Here is a 21,743-nt window from a genome sequence, read left to right on the forward strand (position 1 = left end):
CGGTCACGGACGGCGGCGCCTGCCGCCCCGGGCGCTCAGCCCGCTGGCAGCGTCGGCTGCACGCGCCGCAGGAACGTCGCGTTGTCCGGGGTCTCCCGCATCCGCTCCAGGAGCGCCTCCAGGCCGGTGCGGCCGTCCCGGGGCTGGAGGGCGCGGCGCAGGCCGCGGACGGCGGCCGACTCGGCGGGGGAGAGGAGGAGTTCCTCGCGGCGGGTGCCGGAGGCGGTGATGTCCACGGCCGGGAAGACCCGGCGGGAGGCCGGCTCGCGGTCCAGGCTCAGCTCCATGTTGCCGGTGCCCTTCAACTCCTCGAAGAAGAAGTTGTCGGCGCGGGAGCCGGTCTCGACCAGCGCGGTGGCGAGGACGGTGAGCGAACCGCCCTCCTCGGCCGCCCGCGCGGCCCCGAAGAACCGCTTGGGCCCGATCAGCGCGGTCGCGTCGACGCCACCGCTGAGGGTGCGGCCCCCGGCGGCGGCCGCGTTGTTGTGCGCCCGGCACAGCCGGGTCAGCGAGTCGAGGAGGATCACGACGTCCTCGCCCGCCTCGACGAGCCGCTTGGCACGCTCGATGACGAGTTCGGCGAGGGCGATGTGCTGCCGGGGTGCCCGGTCGAAGGTCGAGGCGTACACCTCGCCGCGCACCGAGCGCCGCATGTCGGTGACCTCCTCGGGGCGTTCGTCGAGGAGCACCACCATCAACCGGGCCTCGGGGTGGTTTCCGGCGACGGCGGCGGCGATCTGCTGGATGAGCACGGTCTTGCCGGTCCTGGGCGGCGCGACGATCAGCCCGCGCTGTCCCTTGCCGACCGGTGCGAGCAGGTCGACGAGCCGTCCGGCCAGGCCCGCGCCCGGGTGTTCCAGACGCAGTCGGCGATGCGGATGCAGGGGCGTGAGGTCGCGGAAGTGACGGCGCCCGCGCACCGCGTCGGAGGCGAGGCCGCCGACGCGGGCGACCTCGGTCAGGGTCCGCTGGGCGCCGCGCACTCCTTCGACGAGGTCGCCCTTGCGCAGGTCGTGACGGCGGATCAGGGCGGCCGGGACCTGGAGGTCGCCGGGGGTGGGCAGCAGATCCGCGGCGCGCAGGTACCCCTTCCCGCTCGCGTCGATGTCGAGGACACCGGAGGCGACCCGGGCCGGGGGCTGTTGTACGGGAGGGTGTTCGAGCGTGGTGGTCATGGTGGTCGGTCCTTTCACGGACGGAAGGCATGAGACATGCGGAAGAAGGGGGGTACGGCCGCGAAGGGAGGGCGCGCAGCGCGCCTCGGGCGGCGGGAACAGCACCTCGGCCACGACTGAGGCGCGGATGAGGTGGTGAGGGAAAGCCGCTGCACCGGCCGAAGAGAACGGCGGGCGGATCGGCGAACCGAAAGGGAACTGGCACCGGCGCCCGAGCGGGGCGTACACAAGTGCTGACTGCACGGTACCACACCGATGGGGACGACCCTGCCGAACAGACCGGCGGCACTGCTGCGTCCGGCGCGGCGAGCGGGCAGAATCGGTCGCCGTACGGCACCGCCCCGCGCCTCCGGCAGGATCCGCCGGACCGGCCGGCCCCAACACCCTCTTCCCCCAGGAGTCACCGGTGGACGACCGGACCGGCACGCCCCATCGTCTCGACCCCTCCGGCGGCTGCCCGCACGCCGCCAACGCGCGCCTGCTCGCCCGGGGCGCCGTCGCTCCGGTGCTGCTGCCCGGGGACATCGAGGGGATGGCGGTCCTCGGTCACGACGCGCTCAGGGAGTTCCTCTCGCACCCCGATGTCGCCAAGAACGCACTGCACTTCACCGCCCTGCGGGAGGGCCGGATCTCCGAGGGGTGGCCGCTCATGACCTTCGCGACCGTGCCGGGCATGACGACGGCCGACGGCGACGACCACCGCAGGCTGCGCTCCCTCGTCAGCCGTGCGTTCACCGCCCGCAGGGTCGAGGAACTCCGGCCGCGCGTCGAGGAGTTGACGGACACGCTGCTGGCCGATCTGGAGCGGGCGGCCGGGACCGGCGGGGGAGTCGCCGACCTGCGCCGGCACTTCGCGCTGCCCCTGCCGATGGGGGTGATCGGCGAACTCCTCGGCGTGGACGCCGGCTACCGCGACCGGCTGCACCACCTGTCCGACCAGGTGGTGGCCACCGACATCGGCCCCGAGGAAGCCGTCGCCGCCAACCGCGAACTCGTCGCCGTCCTGGGCGAGATCGCCGCCGCCAGGGCCGAGCACCCCGGCGACGACCTCACCAGCGCCCTCATCGCGGCGCGGGACGAGGACGGCGACCGGCTCGCCCCGCAGGAACTCGTCGGCACCCTGCTGCTGATGATCGTCGCCGGCCACGAGACCACCCTCAACCTCATCACCAACGCCGTCCGCGCCCTGTGCGGCCACCGCGACCAGCTCGCCCTCGTGCGCGAGGGGGAGGCGAGCTGGGCGGACGTGGTCGAGGAGACCCTGCGCTGGGACGCGCCCGTCAGCTACTTCCCGTTCCGCTACCCGGTGCGCGACCTCACGCTCGACGGCACCCTCGTCCCCCGGGGCACCCCCGTCCTGGCCGGGTACTCCGCCGCCGGCCGCGACCCGGCCGCGCACGGCCCCGACGCCGACCGGTTCGACGTCACCCGCCCCGCCCGGCCCGGCGCCGCCCGCGGCCTCTCCCTCGGCCACGGCGCCCACTACTGCCTCGGTGCCCCGCTCGCCCGCCTGGAGGCCTCCGTCGCCCTGGAGCGGCTCTTCACCCGCTTCCCAGGCCTTGAACTCGCCGTCCCCGAACCGGAACTCCCCCGGCACTCCAGTTTCGTCGGCAACAGTGTGCGGACCCTTCCGGTACGCCTCGGGGCGCCCGCCGCATAGCGGCCCTACGAACCCCCGATGCCCCTGGACCCTGAGGTCCGGGGCCCCAAACCCCGGTCTTTCCCATGTTTATGACGGATGTCCCCAGAGCGTAACGATCTGTGACGTCAAGGGACTTGACCACCATCACTGCCTTATCTTCACGTCATGTCCACGCCGCCTCAGCCTCCGCAGCGACCCGAGCAGCCGTCCGAGGCGCCCGCCCAGCCGAGCGCCTACCCGTATCCGAACCCGCAGTCGCCCGCTCCCGGCGGCCCGGGAGGGTTCCCGCCGCCCGCGCCCCAGCCGGGACAGCCGGGACAGCCGAACATCTACGCCCAGCCCACTCTCGTCGGCCTGCCGGCGCAGCCGGGGCAGCCGGGGCAGCCGGGCAACCCGTATGTCCAGCCGGGCGCCTACCCCGTGGTCGGCCCGCCGCCCGCCGGCGGCGGCAGCGGCAGCGGCGGCGCCGGACGGGCCGTCCTGTGGGCCGCCGTCGGTGCCCTGGTCGCCTCCGCCGCCTGGGCGGCCGGTGTCTTCCTGATCGGTGGCACCGGGGACGACGAACCGGACCTGCGCGGCTACACGGCCCCGTCCAACCTGTGCAGCAGCGCGGACTACTCGTCCTTCAAGGACGAGTACCCGGAGAACGACGGCACCCCGACCGACAACACCCTCGAGGACGCCGCCCTCGACCAGGGCTACTGCAGCATCAGCCTGAAGAAGACCGGCTCCAGCTACGCCGACGCGTACCTCTCCGTCCAGCTGGATCTGCACAAGAAGACCGACCCGGGGCCGGAGTTCACGGCCGAGTGGAAGAACTACGGCGACAGCCACGACGGTTACGACGTCGACTCCGTCACGGGGATCGGCGACGAGGCGTACCTCGTCAGTGAGGACACCACCGCCGGCACCGACAGCGGCTCGCGCTACGCCACCCTCGCCGTACGGGACGGCTGGGTGACGTACTCGATGAGCTACAGCGTGTACCTCTCCTCGTACGACGACGACAAGGACCCGCCGGAGCTGGACGAGGTCATCGACTGGCTGAAGACCGACACCAGGGCCACCCTCGAGGAACTCAAGGGCTGACGTCAGGAGGCGGAGGCCGACCGCGCCTCCGCCTCCTTCACGATCTCGTCGAACCGCGCCCCCATCGCCGCCGCGAGCGCCTGCGCCCCCGACAACGGCCGCACCATGACGGTCAGTTCGTCGATCCGTCCCTCCTCGTCGAGGTGGATGAAGTCGCAGCCGCTCAGCTCGCGGTCGCCGACCCGCGCGGTGAACACCAGCGCGTGGTCGCGCCCCTCGCCGCCGGTCAGCTCCCGCTCGTACCGGAAGTCCTCGAAGACCTGCGAGACCGCGCGCAGGATCGCCGCGGTGATCGCCCGGCCCGGGTACGGCTTGAACACGACCGGGCTGGTGAAGACCACGTTCTCGGCCAGCAGGGCCTCCACGGCGTCGAGATCGCCGGCCTCGACCGCCTCACGGAACGCGCGCATCGGATCACCTCATAGTCAATTTGTTGAGTAGGTGCGGATGACAATAATCAGCTGCTGTTACCGTGTCCACATGTCCCTCAAGTACGCCGTCCTGGCCGCCCTGCTGGAGGGCGAGGCCTCGGGCTACGAGCTGTCGAAGCTCTTCGACGTCTCCCTCGCGAACTTCTGGCCCGCGACCCCGCAGCAGCTCTACCGCGAGCTGGAGCGGCTCGCGCAGGACGGACTGATCGAGGCACGCGTGGTCCAGCAGGAACGCCGGCCCAACAAACGGATGTTCACCCTCACCGAGGCCGGCCGCGCGGACCTGGGCGTCTTCGCCGCGACGCCGCCGCGCCGCCCCACCGCGATCCGCGACGAACTCCTGATCAAGATCCAGGCGATGGACGGCACGGACCCCGCGGTGACCCGTGAGCTGATCGAGGAGCGCATGAGCTGGGCGCGCGGCAAGCTCGCCCGCTACGAACGGGTCCGGGACCGGCTCGTCGACGGCCGGAGCGAGGAGCAGTACCTGCGCGAAGCCGACCGCGTCGGCCCGTACCTCACCCTGATGGCCGGCATCGCCTTCGAGGAGCAGAACCTGCGCTGGTGCGAGCGTGCCCTGGTCCTGCTGGAGCGGCGGGCCGCCGTAGGCTGAGACCGATGTTCAGCCCCGAAGGCCCTACCCTGCGCGAACTCGCCGTCCAGGCCCTGTCGTCCGTCGAGCGCGGCTACGACCTGCTCGCCCCGAAGTTCGACCACACGCCGTTCCGCACCCCGGACTCCGTCCTGGACGCGGTCACCGACGCCCTGCTGACGTCCGGTCCCTACGACGACGGCCTCGACCTGTGCTGCGGCACCGGCGCGGGCATGGACGTCCTCACCGCGGTGTGCCGGCGCCGTGCGACCGGCGTCGACTTCAGCGCGGGCATGCTCGACGAGGCCCGAGCCCACGGCAACGGCGATGGCGACGGCCCGCGCGTGTCCTGGGTGCGCGCGGACGCCCGCGCCCTGCCGTTCACCGCCGCCTTCGACCTCGTCGTCAGCTTCGGCGCGTTCGGCCACTTCCTGCCCCGCGAACTGCCCGGACTGTTCGCCCAGGTGCACGCCGTGCTGCGGCCGGGCGGCACGTTCGCGTTCCCCGTCGTCGCCCCGCAGAGCCCGCTCTCCCCGGTCTACTGGATGCTCCTCGGCTTCGACACCGTGATGCGGGTGCGCAACGCCGTGTGGCGGCCGCCGTTCGTGATGTACTACCGGGCCTTCCGGCTCGGCGAGGTACGGCGCGAGCTGGAGCGCGCCGGATTCCGCGTGGACCTCCGCGCCCTGCCCGAGTTCGGCACGAGAGGCGACGGAAGCCCACACGTCCGTATGGTCGAGGCGCGCCGCGCGGCCCCGCCGGACACCCCCTAGACGAAGCGCCGGACGAACGACAGGGCCGTCTTTGCGACCTCCTGCCAGCCGTGGTCGATGGTCAGCGCGTGGCCGCGGTCCTTGACCTCGGTGATCTCGGTGACGCCCGGGTTGTGCCGCTGCCGCTTGAAGGAGGCGTGCGCGATCGACCACGGCACGGTGTGGTCCTTCTCGCCCGAGAGGATCAGCAGCGGGCCCCGGTCCGGGTTCTCGGTGTCGACCTTCACCTCCGTCCACGGGTTGAGATTCGCGGTCGCCGCCTGGAACAGCGGCGCGCCCGGCGCCGGCACGGCGAACGTCGCGTACAGCTCCCGGGCCTCCTCCTCGCCCACCGCGTTCGCGAAGGAGTACCGGAACTGGTCGTAGGTGAGCGGTACGGCCCGGTTGCGGTTGGCCGGATTGCCCAGCACGGGCGCCGCCGCCCGCAGCGAGGAGACCGGCAGCGGCAGCACACCCCGGAACGGCGCCGGATCGATCGCCACCGTCGCGACGGACAGCCCCCGCCCGGCGAGGATCTGCGCCAGCAGACCGCCGAAGGAGTGGCCGACGATCGCCGGCCTGCGCTCCAGGCGGCCGATCAGCCCCTGGAGGTGGTCGGCGACCTGACCGACCGTCTTGCCGGCGAGGACCTCCGGATGCTCGTTGGCCTCCTCGACGGTCTCCGGGTCGTCCGGCCACGACAGGGTGACCGGCGCGTACCCCGCCTGCTCGAAGAGGGCCGCCCAGCGGTCCCAGCTGCTCGGCAGCAGCCACAGGCCGTGCACGAAGACGACCGGCGTACGGCCGGAGGCGTTGGCCGCCTCGATCCGCTCTGTGTCATGGGTGGTGGTCATGCGGCGATGCTGGCACCGGGTGCGGCCCGTGACGCGACTCAGAGTGCACGGTTTCCGCACCCGGAGTGCTCACAGCGCGCTGTACAGGGCGTCGACCAACGCCATCTTCCGCGGGTCGTCCGCGATGTTCGGGCCCATGCGGTTCAGGACGTACCCGAGCGACACCCCGGCGTCCGGGTCGGCCAGCCCGCACGAGCCGCCGAACCCGTCGTGGCCGACCGCGCGCGGGTTGGGCCCGTACGAGCCGTTCGGCCCGCTGAGCCAGAGGCCCAGCCCGATCTCCGTCTCGTGGGTGAACCCGGCGCTCAGCACCAGGTCCCGGCAGGCGCCCTGCCCCTCGCGCACCCGTTCGGCCGCCTCGGCCGACAGGACACGTCGGCCGTCGTGGGAGCCCCGGCCCGCGAGGACGCCGTACAGCGCGGCGATCGCCCGCGCGGTGCCGTGCCCGTTGGCGGCCGGCAGCTCCGCCGCCCGCCACGCCGGGGTGTTGGCATCGGTGGCGCCGGTCAGCGGATTGGCCAGGGCGGCGATCGCGGCGGGTGCCAACTGGCTGAAGACGGCGGCCTGTTCACTGGAGCGCGCGGCCCGCGGATGCACCAGCTCGGCGGCCCGCCCGGCCTCCTTATCCGGCAGCCCGACGGTGAAGTCGATGCCCATCGGCCCGGTCACCTCCCGCTCCAGGAACGCGCCCGGCAGCAGCCCCGACACCCGCCGTACGACCTCCCCGACCAGGAAGCCGTAGGTGAGCGCGTGATAGCCGGACCGGGTGCCCGGCTCCCACCAGGGCTCCATGGCGGCGAGCCGCGCCGTGGTCAGCTCCCAGTCGTAGAGCTGCTCCAGGGTGTGCGGCTCGCGCAGCCCGGCGAGCCCGGCGCGGTGCGACAGCAGATGCCGTACGAGCACGTTCTCCTTGCCCGCCGCGGCGAACTCGGGCCAGTAGGCGGCCACCGGCGCGTCGAGGTCGAGCAGCCCCCGGTCGGCGAGGATGTGCGCGCACAGCGCCGTCGGGCCCTTCGTCGTCGACCACACGTTGACCAGCGTGTCCCGCTCCCACGGGCGGGTGCGCGCCGCGTCGGCCCAGCCGCCCCACAGATCGGCCACGGTGACGCCGTCGACCGTGACGGTCACCGCGGCGCCCAGTTCCTCCCGGTCCCGGAAGTTCTCCTCGAACGCGGTGCGCACCGCCGCGAAACGCGCGTCGCAGTGGCCGTGAACCTGTGGCACGTGCTCGGACATGGGCCCTCCGTGGTCCGCCGGAACCCCGGACCGCCACACCGCGGCCCGGGCACAGCCGAACGTACCGACTGGTCGGACCGGACGGAAGGGCGCGCGCCGCGCCGGCGCCGCGTCAGGCGTACGAACGCAGCCAGCGCACCTTGGCCGCCTCCTGGTAGGGGCCGCCGCCCTCGTGGTCGTTGAAGTCGTACACCTCGATCGCCTTGTCCGCCTGGGCCCAGGCGTTGAACGCGGCGAACACCGTCGACGGCGGGCAGGTCTGGTCCTCCAGGGCCGCCGAGAACAGCGCGGGGGCCGTGCCGCGGGAGGCGAAGTGGACGCCGTCGAAATAGGCGAGCGTGCGCAGCGCGTCCTGCGCGCGGCCGCGGTGCGTCTTGAGGAACAGGCCGATCTCCCGGTAGGGGTGACGGTCCGTCAGGGTCGCCGCGCGCGGGAAGTCGCACAGGAACGGCACGTCCGGCGCGACCGCCACCAGGTCCGGCACCAGACCGCCCACCGCGATCGCGATGCCGCCGCCCTGGCTCGCACCGAGCGCCACGGTCCGGCTCGCGTCGGCCAGCGGGTGCGACCGGGCCGCCTCGACCGCGCGCACCGCGTCCGTGAACACCCGCCGGTAGTAGTAGTTCTCGGGAGCGTCGATGCCCCGGGTCATGAAACCGGGGAACGACGGCGCGCCGCCCACCGGGTCGGCGGTGCCACCGCCCCCGCCCCAGGCGCTGCCCTGGCCCCGGGTGTCCATGACGAAGTGGGCGCGGCCGGTCGACGCCCACAGCAGGTTCTCGTGCGCCAGCCCGCGCCCTCCGCCGTACCCGATGAACTCCACGACCAGGGGCAGCGGTCCCCGCGCCCCGGCCGGCACCCTCAGCCAGCCCTTCACCGGGTGGCCGCCGTACCCCGCGAACGTCACGTCGAAGACGTCGACCGTGGCCAGGCCCGTGTCGACCGGCTCGAAGCGGGCGTCGAGGTCGTGCTCGTGGGCCTCCTGGAGGGTCTTGGACCAGAACGCGTCGAAATCCTGGGGCTCGGTGGACGCACTGCGGTACTCGTGCAGCTCCTCGATGGACAGGTCGAACAGGGCCATGAAGGACCGCCTTTTTGTCAAGTGGCCATACGAATGATCACACCGTACGTGTACCCCGCGAGCGCTCGCCAGACCGCCGCGAGCCACTCGCCGGACCCCCCATGAGCCACTTGTCAGATCCCCGCGAGCGCCGGCCGGACTTTCGCCGGCGGCCTCAGGCCGGCCGGCGGCGCGTCCACTCCGGCTCGGTGCGCGCCCACTCCCGGTCCCACTCGTCCAGCCGGTGCCGCATCGCGACCCGGCGCACGATCCCGTGCCCCAGCAGGACCAGACCGGCCGCGCCGCCCGCCGCGGACACGCCCATCGTCAGCGTCTGCTGCCACACGGCCATGCGGTCCTGCGGCGGCGGAACGCTCCGCCCCTGCCGGTCGAACCACACATCGACCCCGTCGCCCCGGTCCGTGCCGGCCGGCACCCGCGCAGTCGTGGTGCGCGCCGGCTCGCCCGGCGGCGTCCAGCGGACCGCGACGCGGAACAACTGCTCCCGGGCGCCCTCCGCCGTGGGCAGCGTGTCGGGCACCCGGCCGACGACCTCCGCCCGCACCTTGTGCCGTTCGGCGCGCTGCTCGGCCGCGGCCGCCCGCGCCTCCTCGTGCACCCACCGGCCCGCCATCGCTCCGGCCAGCGGCGCGGCGACGAGCAGCAGCACGGCCACGACCAGCGCCGTCCACGCCTCCACCGCGTCCGACCGGCGCCGCAGCGGATTGCTCCGCCAGCGCCAGCCGTGTACCCGGGTCCGCATGTCGACCTCCTCGCCGTCACGCGAGTCCCCACATGAAAGTGGTACCCCCAATGGAGGACAACCGCCATTTGGGGGATACAGGGGCAGGTGGGAGCACTCAGGGGCGGACAGGGGGCGGACACTCGGCCGGGGGCGCGCCGGGACCGTCAGCCGAACCGTTCGATCCGGATCCGGTCCACCGGCTGTCCGGCCGCCACCAGCAGCCGCGACGCGTGCTCCGCGAACGCGTTGGAGCCGCACACGTACGCCTCCCAGCCGCCCGCCGGCCGCTCGGCGAGCACCGGCGCGAGATGCGCCGCCGTCAGCCGTCCCACCGGCACACCCTCCGGCGCGCTCCGCGTGAACACGGGCGTGGTCTCCGCGCCGTACTCCGCCGCGTAGATCAGCTCCGCCGGGCCGCGCGCGGACACCACCAGCCGCAGCGGTACACCGAGGCCGCGCGCCCGGTGGTGGCGGAGCATCGACATCAGCGGGACGACCCCGGAGCCGGCGCCGACCAGCAGCGCGGGCCGGTCGCCGGGCCAGGCGAAGAAGCCGCTGAGCGGGCCGCGCACCTCGACCCGGTCGCCGGGCCGCGCCACCGTGTGGAACCAGCCCGAGACCTCGCCGTCGGCCACGTGGTCCAGGGTCAGCTCGATGTGCCCGCTCTCGTCGGGCGCGGAGGCGATCGAGTAGTGCCGCTGGGCGGTGTAGCCGTCCGCGGCGGTCAGCCGCAGCATCAGGTGCTGGCCGGGCAGGTGCCCCGCCCAGGCCGGCACCGCGAAACGGAAGGTGGCCGCGTGCGGGGTCTCGCGGCGGATCTCGGTGAGCGTAGCCGTCCGCCAGACGGCGGCGGTCTGGTTGCCGACGGCGATCCGGCCGGGCACGGCGAACCGCGTCGGGGGAGTGAAGGCCGCCGGGGAGGTGAAGGTGTCAGTCACCGGAGTACCTCTGCTCCTCCCAGGGGTTGCCGCGCTCGTGGTAGCCGTTCTGCTCCCAGAACCCGGGCTCGTCGTGGTCCAGCAGCCGCAGCCCCGCGATCCACTTGGCGCTCTTCCAGAAGTACAGGTGCGGCACCAGCAGCCGCGCCGGGCCGCCGTGCTCGGGCGCCAGCGGCTCGCCCTCGTACTCCCAGGCGATCCAGGCCCGCCCGCCGGTGAGGTCCGCGAGCGGCAGGTTCGCGGTGTACCCGGTGTGCGAGTAGGCCACCGCGTGCGTCGCGGCCGCCTCGGGCCGTACGGCCGCCAGGAACGCGTCCAGCGACACGCCCCCGAACCGCACCCCGAACTTCGACCAGCTGGTCACGCAGTGGATGTCGCCCTCGTAGGCGGACTCCGGCAGCGCGTGCGCCTCGTCCCAGTCCCAGGTGCGGGGCTCCGCGACCAGCCCGTCGACCCGGAAGGTCCAGTCGGCGGGCGCGAGGTCGGGGGTGACCTCGGCGGAGAGCACCGGCCAGTCGTCGCCCGCGTCGTACTGGCCCGGCGGGAGCCCTGGGTGGTGGGCGCGCGGACGTCCGGTGAAGTCTCGGGTGACATTCATGCTTCCACGGTACGGGGTCGCCGGATGTGCTCCGTCCCTGGTCAGCACCCCGATCGTTGCGGCCGTATGAACTACCCACGAGCCCGGGAATAGCTGTTCCGCGTTGCTCCTTGGGCATCGGTGCCGGGGTCGGTGCTCCGGTGGCAGGACGAGGAGAGTGAGGAAACAGATGCCCAAGGCGTACGTCTTCACCCGGTACGGCGGCCCGGAGACCGAGGCGCTCGTCGACGTGGACCGGCCCCGTCCGGGCCCCGGTCAGCTCCTGGTGGCCGTCCGCGCGGCGGGCGTGAACCCCGTCGACTGGAAGCAGCGCACGGGCTACCGGCGCCCCGGCGAGAGCGGCGAGCGCGACTTCCCCGCCGTGCTCGGCAACGAGGTGTCCGGTGTCGTCGAGGAGACCGGGCCCGGCGTCGAGGGGTTCGCCGCCGGGGACGAGGTCTTCGGCACCACGGTCGCCGGCGGCTACGCCGAGTACGCCCTGCTGCCCGCCGAGGTGACCGCGCACAAGCCGGCCGCACTGTCCTTCGCCGATGCCGCCACCCTGCCCGTCGCCGCCGCGACCGCCTACGACGGTGTGCGCCAGCTCGGACTGCCCGCCGGGGCGACCCTGCTGGTCACCGGCGCGGGCGGCGGGGTCGGCTCGGCGGCCGCGCAGATCGCGAAGGCCTTCGGGCTGCGCACCGTCGGGGTCGCGAGCCCGGGCAAGAGGGACTTCGTGGAGTCGCTGGGCGCGGTGCACGTCCCGTCGGGACCCGGATGGGACGAGCGGGCCCGCGCGGCCGCGCCCGACGGCGTCGACGGGGTCTACGACCTGGTCGGCGGCGAGGTCCTGGCCCGGGCGGCCGGGCTGCTCACCGACCGGACGAAGCTGGTCACCGCCGGCGCCCCGGCCCAGGAGGCCGAGCGGCTGGGCGGCGCCCGCGTCGTACGGGCCCGGAACGCGGCCGTCCTGGACGCGGTGGCCCGGCTCGTGATCGACGGCGACCTGGACCCGTACGTCACCGGGACCTACCCGCTCGTACGGGCCGGTGAGGCGCTGCGCGCCGTGGAGGACGGGCACGTGCGCGGCAAGATCGTGATCGAGATCGGCACCGCGATATGAGCGCCACCGCACCCCGGCACATCCTGGACAACCCCGCCCTCGCCTCCCTCACGGGGCCGCACGCGCACTTCGCCGAGCGCCGGGGCCGCGTCCTGCGCTACCCGGCCGACGTCTCGCCCTGGCTGGCGCTGCCCGACGACCCCGACGCCGACGACTGGGCCGACCTCGCGGCGCTGGCCGGGCCCGGCGCGGAGGTCCCGCTGCCCGGCTTCCGGGGCGAGGTCCCCGACGGCTGGGAGATCACCTTCCGGGCCGAGGGCGTGCAGCTCATCGACGACGGGCTGGCCGCCGCACCCGACCCGGAAGCGGTTCGCCTCGGCCCCGCGGACGTGCCAGAGATGCTCGGTCTGGTCGCCCGGACCCAGCCCGGCCCCTTCGCGAACCGGACCATCGAACTCGGCACCTACCTGGGCATACGCCGGGACGGCGCGCTCGTGGCCATGGCCGGCGAGCGGCTCCACCCGCCCGGCTGGAGGGAGATCAGCGCGGTCTGCACCGACCCCGCCGTCCGCGGCGAGGGCCTCGCGACCCGTCTGATCCACGCCGTCGCCCACGGCATCCGCGAACGCGGCGAAACCCCCTTCCTGCACACCGGCGCCGCCAACACGGGCGCCATCCGCCTCTACGAGTCCCTGGGCTTCCGCCTGCGCCGCCGCACGGCGTTCCTGGCGGCGAGGGTGCCGGAGCCGAGGCAGGCGGTGGTGGTGGCGATGCCGTAGGGGAGCGGAGCGGAGCGGGGCAGGGCCGGTGGGGTGGTGGGCGCGCGGGCCTACGCCGTGGGGAGGAAAACCGATACCGGGGTGCGCGGCGCCGGTGCCACACTGCCCGGCATGTCCCGACCCGAGCTGACCGAGTCCGAGTACCTCCGCGAGATCGAACGGCTCGCCCGGGCGGTCACGGCCGCCGCCGGGGCCGAGGGCTCGCTGACCCACGGCCCGGACCCGGCGGACGCGACGCCGCTGCACCGCGCGGTGAACGCCCTGGCCCGCGCCCTGCGCCACCACCACTTCCCCGGCGACGGCTGTCTCCCCGACGAGGAGGACCGGCCGACGGTCCGCCTCGTCGGCGTGGTGCTGCTGCGGCCCTCCGCCATGCCCGCGGGCCTGGACGAGTCGTACGACGAGGCGTGCGCGCGGTTCGGTGTCGAGCCCCGGGACGAGGGCTGGGCCCTGTGGAACACCTGGGGCGACGGCGGGGCACCGGTCACGCTGGTGGTCTCGGCCGTCGACACGACGCAGGGGCTGCTCGCGAACTGGGCGCGCGGCGGGAGCGCCTACCCGGTGACCCCGGTCCCCTCCCAGATCGCCGCCGTCCGGCAGGGCTGGTCCGGCCCGATGACGTTCTCCCCACGCGCCGCCGGCAAGCTCGGCGTCACGGGACTGCCGTAGCGCCTGTCCGTCCGTCGCCCGCCGGGGTGCCGGCCCGCGCGTTGTACCGCACCAGATACTCCGCGAACCGCTCCAGATCGTCCGCCGGCCAGTCCGCCAGCCGTTCCCGGAAGGCGGCGCGGCGGCTCTCGGTGACCTGGGCGAGGATCCGGCGGCCGGCCTCGGTGAGGTGGAGGAGCTGGACGCGGTGGTCCTCGGGGGCGAGGCGGCGTTCGATCAGCCCCGCGCGCTCCAGCGCGGCGACCTGACGGCTCACCGTCGACTTGTCCAGGGCGTAGTGCGCGGCCAGATCGGTGGCCCGGCAGCCGCCGCTCTCCTCCAGATGCCCGAGGAGTGTGTACGACACCAGCGACAGCTCGGGGTGCAGCCGCCCGGCCGAGGCACGAGCCCGCCGGGCGAAGCTCGTCATCTCCCGCTGGATGGTCTCCACGGCCTCGGCTGCTTCCACGGGATCTCCCTCACGTTTCTGGTTGCATAGTACAACTCGGGCGGGCGAGGTGCGGTAGGGTGATCGCCCGGCCGTGGATGCTCCCGGCCGTGTGCGCCGAGGAGGTGAGACCCATTACCGCAGTGTCAGGTCGGGTGCTCTCACCTCGGGACGGCGCGGATCGCCGCCCGTAGGCGACCGCATGAGCGCCCTTCGACTTCCCGAAAGGCCCTCGGCTCTCTCCATGCCTTCCCTCTCTCCTGCCGGCTCGTCCGCCGACTCTCCCTCCTCCCCTGTCTCCTCTTCCTACGCCTCTCCGTCCGCGTCGCGTGACGCCGTCATCGCCGCGCTGCGCGCCGCCGGGTGCGTCTTCGCCGAGGACGAGGCGGACCTGATCCTGGCCACCGCCCGCACGTCCGGCGAACGCGACGCCATGGTGGAGCGCCGCGTCCGCGGGCTGCCGCTCGAACTCGTCGTCGGCTGGGCCGAGTTCCACGGGCTGCGCATCGCCGTCGAACCGGGCGTCTTCGTCCCCCGCCGCCGCACCGAGTTCCTGGTCGACCAGGCGCTCGCGCACGCACCGGACGCGTCCGTCGTCGTGGACCTGTGCTGCGGCTCGGGCGCGGTCGGCGCGGCCCTCGCCGCGGCGCTCGGCCCGGTCGAACTGCACGCGGCGGACATCGCCCCGGCGGCGGTGCGCTGCGCCCGCCGCAACCTCGCCGCCCACGGCGGACACGCCCACGAGGGGGACCTGTTCGCGGCACTTCCCGTCCGGCTGCGCGGCCGCGTCGACATCCTGGCCGCCAACGTGCCCTACGTCCCCACCGACGAGGTCCCCCTGCTGCCCGCCGAGGCCCGGGACCACGAGCCGCTCTCCGCGCTCGACGGCGGGGGCGACGGACTGGACGTGCTGCGCCGGGTCGCCGCCGAGGCCCCGCACTGGCTCGCGCCCGGCGGAGTCCTCCTCGTCGAGACCAGCGAACGCCAGGCGCCCGACGCCGTCGCGGCCTTCACCCGCGCCGGTCTGACGACCCGGCTCGCCGAGGACGACGAGCTGTACGCCCATGTGGTGATCGGCACCAGGGTCAGGTAGTCGCCCCGCTGCCGGTGGGGTCGGGCGAGCGGTCGTCCCGGCCCCACGGGCCGTGCCCCGGGAAGTCGCCGTGCGGCCCGTCCGGTCCACGGTCCCCGCGCTCGCCCCGGTCGCCGGAGAACACGCGGTCGGCCGTGTACGTGTCACCGGAACGGGAGCCGACGACGTACACCGTGTCGCCCTTCACCAGCGCGACGGCCCCGGTGCCGACCGCGCCGTCGACGCGCACGGGCGTGTCCGAGCCCACCGTCCATGTCCACGAGGTGCCGTCCTCGCTCTTCAGGGTCACCCGGTCGCCGTCCACCTTCTCGACCGTGCCCCGCTGCCAGACCCGCACGACCCACTCGCCGCTGTCGGGGTCCTTCACGGTCGTCTCGCCGTGCACGGCGTCGCCGCCGAAGAAGAACCACGGACCGCCGTGCCCGCCGTGCCCGCCGCGCTCGCCGGGGCCCTGCGACGAGGAGGGCGAGGGCGACGAGGAGGACGACGGGGACGCCGACGCCGAGCCGTCGGCCGAGCCGCCCGAGGCCGCCGCGTACGCGAGCGTCCCGCCGAGTGCCAGCACCGCGACGGTCGTGGCCGCGATCACCGCCCGTCCGCGTGCCGACCGGCGCCGCCACAGCGTGCGCACGGACGCGCGGTCCGGTTCGTCACCGCCGTGCCCCGCGAGCACCTCGACCTCTTCCGGCTGCTCCTGCATGACGGCTCACCCTTCCTCGGCCGGCTGTCACTTCTGGGACCTGTCCTGGCTGTGATTGTCCGAGCCCCCTGGTAAGGAACGGGTAATAAATGCCTGTGAATCGGGGCGTACGGCCGGGTCACCCGCGGGCCCGCGCCACCAGCAGCGCCACGTCGTCGTGGTTGTCGGAGTGGTGCAGCGAGCTGAGGAGCAGGTCGCACAGTTCCTCCAGCGGGCGCGCCGGGTCGTCGAGCAGCGCGAGCAGCGCGTCCAGCCGCTCGTCGAGGGAGTGCCGGCGGGTCTCCACGAGGCCGTCCGTGTACAGCACCAGCTGTTCACCGGGCGCCAGGTCGACCTCGGTCGTGGAGAACGCCACCCCGCCCACCCCCAGCGGCGCGCCCGTCGGCAGGTCGAGCAGCTCAGGCGGGTGCCCGGGACGCACTCGGGCCGGCGGCAGATGCCCCGCGTTGGCGATCCGGCACCTGCCCAGCCGGGGGTCGTGGACGACGTACACACAGGTGGCGATGGAGTGGTCCAGGCCCTGGGTGATCCGGTCGAGGTGCTCCAGGAGCACCGCCGGGTCGAGGTCGAGGGAGGCCAGCGTGGTCGTCGCGGTGCGCAGCCGGCCCATCGTGGCGGCGGCGTCGATCCCGCTGCCCATCACGTCGCCGACGACCAGCGCCGTCTTGCCGTCCTCCAGCGGGATGACGTCGAACCAGTCGCCGCCGACCTCGGTGGTGGCCCCGGCGGGCTGGTAGCGGGAGGCGACCTCGAGGCCGCCGGTCACCGGCGGGTGGCTGGGCAGCAGGCTGCGCTGGAGGGTGAGGGCCGTGGTGCGGGCGTTCTGGTACCAGCGGGCGTTGTCGATCTGCACGGCCGCGCGGGCCGCCAGCTCCCGGGCGAGCAGCAGGTCGTCGCGGCCGAAGGGGAGCGGATGGTGGATGCGCTTGAGGTCGAGGGCGCCGAGCACCTCGCCCCGGGCGATGAGCGGCACCGCCAGATAGGAGTGCACGCCCGCCCGGGCCAGCGCCTCGGCCGACTCGGCGGAGCGGGCGATGCGCGCGAAGTCGTCGGCCTTGACCTCCGCGAGCATCACCGGACGGCCGGTGCGCACGCACTCGGTGACGAGCCGGTCCGGCCCGTAGTGGGCGACCTGCCCGGGCGGATCGGCGGCGGCCAGCGCGTCGGGCGCGTTGTACGCCCGTACCGCCAGAGCCCGGATCACGGCCGCCTCGGCGGGCCCCAGATTGGTCGGCCGGCCCGCCACCACCGCGTCGAGCAGGTCGACGGCGGCCACGTCCGCCAGCTCCGGCACGGCGACGTCGGCCAGCTCCCGGGCGGTGCGCTCCAGGTCCAGGGTGGTGCCGATCCGGGCCGAGGCGTCCGCGATCAGGGCGAGCCGGCGCCGGGCCGCCTCGGCCTCGACGCCCGCCCGGTACTGCTCGGTGATGTCGACGACCGAGGCGGCCACGCCCAGCACGGTGCCGCGGGCGTCCTCCAGCCGGTACAGCGACAGCGACCAGGCGTGGTCCTCGTCCGGATCCGCGGGGGTACGGCCCACCGTCGACTGGTCGATCAGGGGCGTCCCGGTGCGCAGCACCTCGCGCAGCGCCGCCTCCAGGGCGGCCGCGTCCACCTCCGGGAGCACGTCGGCGACCCGGCGGCCGAGATGCTCCTCGGCCGGCACGCCGTTGATCCGCTCCAGCGCGGGGTTGACCGAGACGTACCGCAGCTCCGTGTCCAGGACGGCCAGCCCGATGGGGGACTGCGCGACCATCCGGGTCGACAGCGCCACGTCCCGCTCCAGCCGGCGCAGTGTCGACTGGTCCGCGGCCAGGCCCAGGGCGAAGACCTCGCCCCGGTCGTTGACCAGCCGCATGTTGCGGAACTCCACCAGCCGCGTGGTGCCGTCCTTGCGCCGGATGGGGAACGCGCCCGCCCAGCTCTGGCCGGTCGCCATGACGTCCGCGAAGAGCTTCACGACCAGCTCGACATGCCGCTCGTCGACCATCACCCGCGCCGCGTAATGCCCGAGCGCCTCCGGTGCCGAGTAGCCGAACAGCTCCTCGGCCATGGGGCTCCACAGCACGATGCGGCCTTCGGTGTCCAGCACCACCGAGGCCAGTTTCAGCACGTCGAGGAGCCCGCTGGGCCCGGTCGGGCCACCGCCCTGGGCCGCCGACGATCCGGCTGCACTCATGCCACGCACCGCCTCCGCACCTCCACGCGGCACGTCGTCCCCCGTGCCGACTCCCCCTGTTCTACCGTGCCCAACCCTTTTCTCCCACGCCTGGGGGGCGCCCTTCTCCATGCTCCTCCAGTACGGCGGCGACCGCCGTTCTCCTCAAGGTCCGCACCAGTCCACCGAATTGGCCTGTACATGACCGCAGTGGGGGGCCAGACTGTCCGCCGAACGATTCCCCCACCCCCTGCGCACCGAGGAGACCCATGCCCGCGCGCCCCGCCCGGCCTCGCCGCCACGCGGTCCGCACCACCCTCGTCGCCCTGGCCACCGCCGCCGCGGCCGCCCTCTTCACGGCCCAGCCCGCCGCGGCCGCCGACACCTGGACCGAGGTCGGCTCCGACCGCGCCGACCCGCTGACCGAGAGCCAGGGCCTGACCTCGGTCGAGGTCCCGGCGAACAGCGCCAACCGCTACACCGGCATCGGCACCATCCCGCTCTCCGTGTCGACCCGGGGCTGGAACCACGTCGGCGACCCGGACGCCTCCTACGACGGCTACTACGTAGAGCCGTACCAGAGCGACTCGGCCGGCGCGAAGATGTTCCGGGTGCAGGCACCGGGCGGCGCCTGGTCGGAGTACGTCCACGCGCTGGACTCGGGCGAGGCCCTGAACAACTCCTGGGTGGCGATCACGCCGAACAGCCGGTGGATGCTGGCGGGCGAGTGGGGCACCATGACCCGCTTCCAGGTCTTCCCGACCCCCGGCGCCAACGCGAGCACCTCGCCCTCGGCGAACCTGCCGCAGGTCTCGACGGTCCGCCTCGACCACGCCGTGCGCGATGTCCAGGGCTGCGACTTCACCGGCCCGACCACCCTGCTGTGCTCCTCCGACGACCCGGCGGGCACCCTCTTCGGCATGACCAAGCCGCTCCTGAAGATCGACCTCTCCGCCGAGCCGAACGGCACCTCCGACGTCACCGGCCATGTCACCGCCCTGCGCCAACTCCCGCTGCGCAGCTCCTGCTCGGGCACCTTCGAGACGGAGGGCATCGACTACGACCGCCGCACCGGCACCCTGCGCGTGATCGTCCTCTCGCCCGGCTTCTGCGTGCTGACGGACAGCAAGACGTACCGCTTCACACAGAGCTGAGCCCTCGCTGGTCCCCCGGGGCCAGTGGTGCTTATCTGGGGTTGTGGCGCGGTTCGCGGGGAACCCGCACGGCCGCGCCACCGCCAGGAGAGGAGCGATCACGATGAGCCGTGAGCGTCTGCACGAGGAACCCGTATCCCTCGAGATCAGTGGATGCAGCAAGGAGGACGCCCGGATCGTGTTCGACGCGCTGAACACGTGCTTCGAGTCCGACCGGCGCCCCGACGAGGTGCCGCAGCAGCTCCATGCGACCCGGCCGATGGTGTGGCTCGGCACGTTCGAGGTCACCGACGCCCGCTCGTGCCCGCCGCCCGCCCGGCTCTCGTCCTCCGTGGAGGCCGACGCGCAGGGCGGCTACTGGGCGATCGAGCGGCTGCGCTCCACGCTGGACTCCCTGTTCGCGGTGCGCGACCTCGCCTCCGCCTCCGGGGACCAGGAGCGCGAGCTGCATGTCCTGCTCGAAAGTCGGTGACCTGCGGCACAGAACCCCTCCCCGATTGTGCAACTAGTTGCACAACCCGTGCGCGGTCCTCTAGAACTGGAGGCGACCAACGCCGCGCACGGAGGCCTCCATGAGTCGATACCCGCACCTGCTGAGCCCGCTCGACCTGGGCTTCACCACGCTGCCCAACCGCGTCCTGATGGGCTCGATGCACGTCGGCCTGGAGGAGGCCGACCGCGGCTTCGCGCGCATGGCGGAGTTCTACGCCGCCCGCGCCCGCGGGGGAGTGGGCCTGATCGTCACCGGCGGCATCGCCCCCAACGACGAGGGCCGCCCCTACCCCGGCGGCGCCAAGCTCACCACCGACGCGGAGGCCGAGCAGCACCGCGAGATCACCGACGCCGTGCACCGCGAGGGCGGCCGCATCGCGATGCAGATCCTGCACGTCGGGCGGTACGCCTACCACCCGGACCTGGTCGCCCCCAGTCCGCTCCAGGCTCCGATCAGCCCCTACCCGCCCCGTGAGCTGACCGACGCCGACATCGAGCGCACCATCGACGACTACGCCCGCGCCGCCCGCCTCGCCCGGCAGGCCGGCTACGACGGCGTCGAGATCATGGGCTCCGAGGGCTACCTGATCAACGAGTTCATCGCGGCCCCGACCAACCACCGCACCGACCGCTGGGGCGGCTCCTACGAGAACCGCATGCGCTTCCCCGTGGAGATCGTGCGCCGGGTGCGCGAGGCGGTCGGCGAGGACTTCATCGTCGTCTACCGGCTGTCCATGCTGGACCTGATACCCGGCGGCTCCACGCTCGACGAGGTCGTCACCCTCGCCCGGGCCGTCGAGGCGGCCGGGGCGACGATCATCAACACCGGCATCGGCTGGCACGAGGCCCGCATCCCCACCATCGCCACCTCCGTGCCGCGCGGCGCCTACACCTGGGTCACCAAGAAGCTGATGGGCGCGGTCTCCGTGCCGCTCGTGACGACGAACCGCATCAACACCCCCGAACTCGCCGAGCGGCTGCTCGCCGACGGATGCGCGGACATGATCTCGATGGCCCGTCCGATGCTGGCCGACCCCGACTTCGTGAACAAGGCCGCCGCCGGCACCCCCGAGGCCATCAACACCTGCATCGGCTGCAACCAGGCCTGCCTCGACCACACCTTCAGCGGGAAGATCACCTCCTGCCTGGTCAACCCGCGCGCCTGCCACGAGACCGAGCTGGTCCTGTCCCCGACCCGGCGGCGCAAGCGGGTGGCGGTCGTCGGCGCCGGCCCCGCCGGACTCGCCTGCGCGGTCTCGGCGGCCGAACGCGGCCACGACGTCACCCTGTTCGACGCCGCGGGCGAGATCGGCGGCCAGCTCAACGTCGCCCGCCGGGTCCCGGGCAAGCAGGAGTTCGACGAGACGCTGCGCTACTTCCGCCACCAGCTCGACGCGCACGGCGTGGACGTACGGCTGAACACCTTCGTCACGGCGGGCGACCTCACGGGCTACGACGAGGCCGTCGTCGCCACCGGCGTCACCCCGCGCACCCCCGACATCCCCGGCGTCGACCACCCGAGCGTCGTCGGCTACCTCGACGTGCTGCGCGACGGCGCGTCCGTCGGCGACCGGGTCGCGATCCTCGGCGCGGGCGGCATCGGCTTCGACGTGGCCGAGTTCCTCACCGACGGCGGCGACAAGGCGAGCGAGGACCCGGCGACGTACTTCCGCCAGTGGGGCGTCGACATGGACTACACGGGCCCCGGCGGCCTCGCCGCCCCCGAGCGCCCCGCCCCGCCGCGCACGGTCCACCTCCTCCAGCGCAAGACCACCAAGGTCGGCGCGGGCCTCGGCAAGACCACCGGCTGGATCCACCGCACCGAACTCAAGCACCGCGGCGTGACCATGGTCCCGGGCGTGCGCTACGACCGGATCGACGACGCCGGCCTGCACGTCACCGTCGGCGAGGAGAGCACGGTCCTGGCGGTCGACACCATCGTGCTCTGCACCGGCCAGGACCCGCGCCGCGACCTGTACGAGGAGCTGGTCGCCGCGGGCACGAGCGCGCACCTCGTCGGCGGCGCCGACGTGGCCGCCGAACTGGACGCCAAGCGCGCCATCCAGCAGGGCACCGAGGTCGCGGCCGCCCTCTAGAGGAGGTTCCCGCCGTCCCTA

The 21,743-nt window shown here is 73.7% G+C and carries 22 protein-coding genes; 11 read left to right on the forward strand and 11 right to left on the reverse strand.

Annotated elements, in window-relative coordinates; translation table 11 throughout:
- Positions 1–35: 35 nt before the first annotated feature.
- Positions 36–1,175, reverse strand: a complete 1,140-nt coding sequence (rho, locus tag ACZ6D7_RS21060) for a transcription termination factor Rho (protein ID WP_469492539.1) — start codon at positions 1,173–1,175, stop codon at positions 36–38.
- A gap of 406 nt (positions 1,176–1,581) precedes the next feature.
- On the opposite strand from rho, the gene ACZ6D7_RS21065 reads away from it, so the two are divergent.
- Entirely contained in the window at positions 1,582–2,835 is a 1,254-nt protein-coding gene (locus tag ACZ6D7_RS21065) for a cytochrome P450 family protein (RefSeq protein ID WP_469492542.1), read from the forward strand.
- 147 nt (positions 2,836–2,982) lie between these two features.
- Positions 2,983–3,906, forward strand: coding sequence for a hypothetical protein (locus ACZ6D7_RS21070; protein ID WP_469492545.1), 924 nt, complete (start codon positions 2,983–2,985; stop codon positions 3,904–3,906).
- 2 nt (positions 3,907–3,908) lie between these two features.
- Here ACZ6D7_RS21070 and ACZ6D7_RS21075 read toward each other — a convergent pair whose 3' ends face one another.
- The gene (locus ACZ6D7_RS21075; RefSeq protein ID WP_469492548.1) at positions 3,909–4,316 is read right to left on the reverse strand and encodes a nuclear transport factor 2 family protein; all 408 of its coding nucleotides are present in this window, start codon (positions 4,314–4,316) and stop codon (positions 3,909–3,911) included.
- 70 nt (positions 4,317–4,386) lie between these two features.
- Here ACZ6D7_RS21075 and ACZ6D7_RS21080 point away from each other — a divergent pair, with 70 nt between their 5' ends.
- Together ACZ6D7_RS21080 and ACZ6D7_RS21085 are read left to right on the forward strand one after the other, a co-directional pair.
- On the forward strand, positions 4,387–4,950 hold the full coding sequence (locus ACZ6D7_RS21080; protein ID WP_469492551.1) for a PadR family transcriptional regulator: 564 nt from the start codon (positions 4,387–4,389) through the stop codon (positions 4,948–4,950).
- Between the two features lie 5 nt (positions 4,951–4,955).
- Positions 4,956–5,702 (forward strand): class I SAM-dependent methyltransferase, encoded by a 747-nt coding sequence (locus ACZ6D7_RS21085; RefSeq protein ID WP_469492554.1) that lies wholly within the window; start codon positions 4,956–4,958, stop codon positions 5,700–5,702.
- Here ACZ6D7_RS21085 and ACZ6D7_RS21090 read toward each other — a convergent pair.
- From ACZ6D7_RS21090 to ACZ6D7_RS21115, 6 genes are all read right to left on the reverse strand, one after another.
- The gene (locus tag ACZ6D7_RS21090) at positions 5,699–6,535 is read right to left on the reverse strand and encodes an alpha/beta hydrolase (RefSeq protein ID WP_469492557.1); all 837 of its coding nucleotides are present in this window, start codon (positions 6,533–6,535) and stop codon (positions 5,699–5,701) included. The genes ACZ6D7_RS21085 and ACZ6D7_RS21090 overlap by 4 nt on opposite strands.
- A gap of 69 nt (positions 6,536–6,604) precedes the next feature.
- A complete protein-coding gene (locus tag ACZ6D7_RS21095) occupies positions 6,605–7,771 on the reverse strand; it encodes a serine hydrolase domain-containing protein (protein WP_469492560.1) in 1,167 nt (388 codons plus the stop codon).
- Positions 7,772–7,883: 112 nt separating this feature from the next.
- Positions 7,884–8,852, reverse strand: coding sequence for an acetylxylan esterase (locus ACZ6D7_RS21100; protein ID WP_469492562.1), 969 nt, complete (start codon positions 8,850–8,852; stop codon positions 7,884–7,886).
- 154 nt (positions 8,853–9,006) lie between these two features.
- Positions 9,007–9,594, reverse strand: coding sequence for an Rv1733c family protein (locus ACZ6D7_RS21105; RefSeq protein WP_469492564.1), 588 nt, complete (start codon positions 9,592–9,594; stop codon positions 9,007–9,009).
- 146 nt (positions 9,595–9,740) lie between these two features.
- Entirely contained in the window at positions 9,741–10,514 is a 774-nt protein-coding gene (locus ACZ6D7_RS21110) for a ferredoxin reductase (RefSeq protein ID WP_469492567.1), read from the reverse strand.
- Positions 10,507–11,112, reverse strand: a complete 606-nt coding sequence (locus ACZ6D7_RS21115; protein ID WP_469492570.1) for a sulfite oxidase-like oxidoreductase — start codon at positions 11,110–11,112, stop codon at positions 10,507–10,509. Before ACZ6D7_RS21115 ends, ACZ6D7_RS21110 begins: the two co-directional genes overlap by 8 nt.
- A gap of 169 nt (positions 11,113–11,281) precedes the next feature.
- Between ACZ6D7_RS21115 and ACZ6D7_RS21120 the strand changes: the two genes are divergently transcribed.
- The 3 genes from ACZ6D7_RS21120 (at position 11,282) to ACZ6D7_RS21130 (ending at position 13,602) form a co-directional block, all read left to right on the forward strand.
- A complete protein-coding gene (locus ACZ6D7_RS21120; RefSeq protein ID WP_469492572.1) occupies positions 11,282–12,214 on the forward strand; it encodes an NADP-dependent oxidoreductase in 933 nt (310 codons plus the stop codon).
- Entirely contained in the window at positions 12,211–12,933 is a 723-nt protein-coding gene (locus tag ACZ6D7_RS21125; protein WP_469492575.1) for a GNAT family N-acetyltransferase, read from the forward strand. The genes ACZ6D7_RS21120 and ACZ6D7_RS21125 overlap by 4 nt, the downstream gene beginning before the upstream one ends.
- A 111-nt stretch (positions 12,934–13,044) precedes the next feature.
- Entirely contained in the window at positions 13,045–13,602 is a 558-nt protein-coding gene (locus ACZ6D7_RS21130; RefSeq protein WP_469492578.1) for a hypothetical protein, read from the forward strand.
- On the opposite strand, the gene ACZ6D7_RS21135 is transcribed toward ACZ6D7_RS21130, so the two are convergent.
- Positions 13,586–14,050 (reverse strand): MarR family winged helix-turn-helix transcriptional regulator, encoded by a 465-nt coding sequence (locus tag ACZ6D7_RS21135; protein ID WP_469492581.1) that lies wholly within the window; start codon positions 14,048–14,050, stop codon positions 13,586–13,588. The two genes, ACZ6D7_RS21130 and ACZ6D7_RS21135, sit on opposite strands and share 17 nt — an antisense overlap.
- Before the next feature lie 223 nt (positions 14,051–14,273).
- Between ACZ6D7_RS21135 and ACZ6D7_RS21140 the strand changes: the two genes are divergently transcribed.
- The gene (locus ACZ6D7_RS21140; protein ID WP_469492584.1) at positions 14,274–15,122 is read left to right on the forward strand and encodes a putative protein N(5)-glutamine methyltransferase; all 849 of its coding nucleotides are present in this window, start codon (positions 14,274–14,276) and stop codon (positions 15,120–15,122) included.
- Here ACZ6D7_RS21140 and ACZ6D7_RS21145 read toward each other — a convergent pair.
- Positions 15,115–15,822, reverse strand: coding sequence for a hypothetical protein (locus ACZ6D7_RS21145; protein WP_469492587.1), 708 nt, complete (start codon positions 15,820–15,822; stop codon positions 15,115–15,117). The genes ACZ6D7_RS21140 and ACZ6D7_RS21145 overlap by 8 nt on opposite strands.
- A 118-nt stretch (positions 15,823–15,940) precedes the next feature.
- Positions 15,941–18,001 carry a SpoIIE family protein phosphatase gene (locus tag ACZ6D7_RS21150; RefSeq protein ID WP_469492589.1) on the reverse strand — a complete coding sequence of 687 codons (2,061 nt, stop codon included), beginning with the start codon at positions 17,999–18,001 and terminating at the stop codon, positions 15,941–15,943.
- Between the two features lie 248 nt (positions 18,002–18,249).
- Here ACZ6D7_RS21150 and ACZ6D7_RS21155 point away from each other — a divergent pair, with 248 nt between their 5' ends.
- From ACZ6D7_RS21155 to ACZ6D7_RS21165, 3 genes are all read left to right on the forward strand, one after another.
- Positions 18,250–19,134 carry a hypothetical protein gene (locus tag ACZ6D7_RS21155; RefSeq protein ID WP_469492592.1) on the forward strand — a complete coding sequence of 295 codons (885 nt, stop codon included), beginning with the start codon at positions 18,250–18,252 and terminating at the stop codon, positions 19,132–19,134.
- Positions 19,135–19,237: 103 nt separating this feature from the next.
- The gene (locus tag ACZ6D7_RS21160) at positions 19,238–19,606 is read left to right on the forward strand and encodes a hypothetical protein (RefSeq protein ID WP_469492598.1); all 369 of its coding nucleotides are present in this window, start codon (positions 19,238–19,240) and stop codon (positions 19,604–19,606) included.
- A gap of 100 nt (positions 19,607–19,706) precedes the next feature.
- Complete coding sequence (locus ACZ6D7_RS21165; RefSeq protein ID WP_469492601.1) at positions 19,707–21,722, forward strand: FAD-dependent oxidoreductase; 2,016 nt, start codon at positions 19,707–19,709, stop codon at positions 21,720–21,722.
- Positions 21,723–21,743 lie beyond the last annotated feature (21 nt).

It is taken from the genome of Streptomyces sp. NPDC041784 (genome assembly GCF_055591025.1).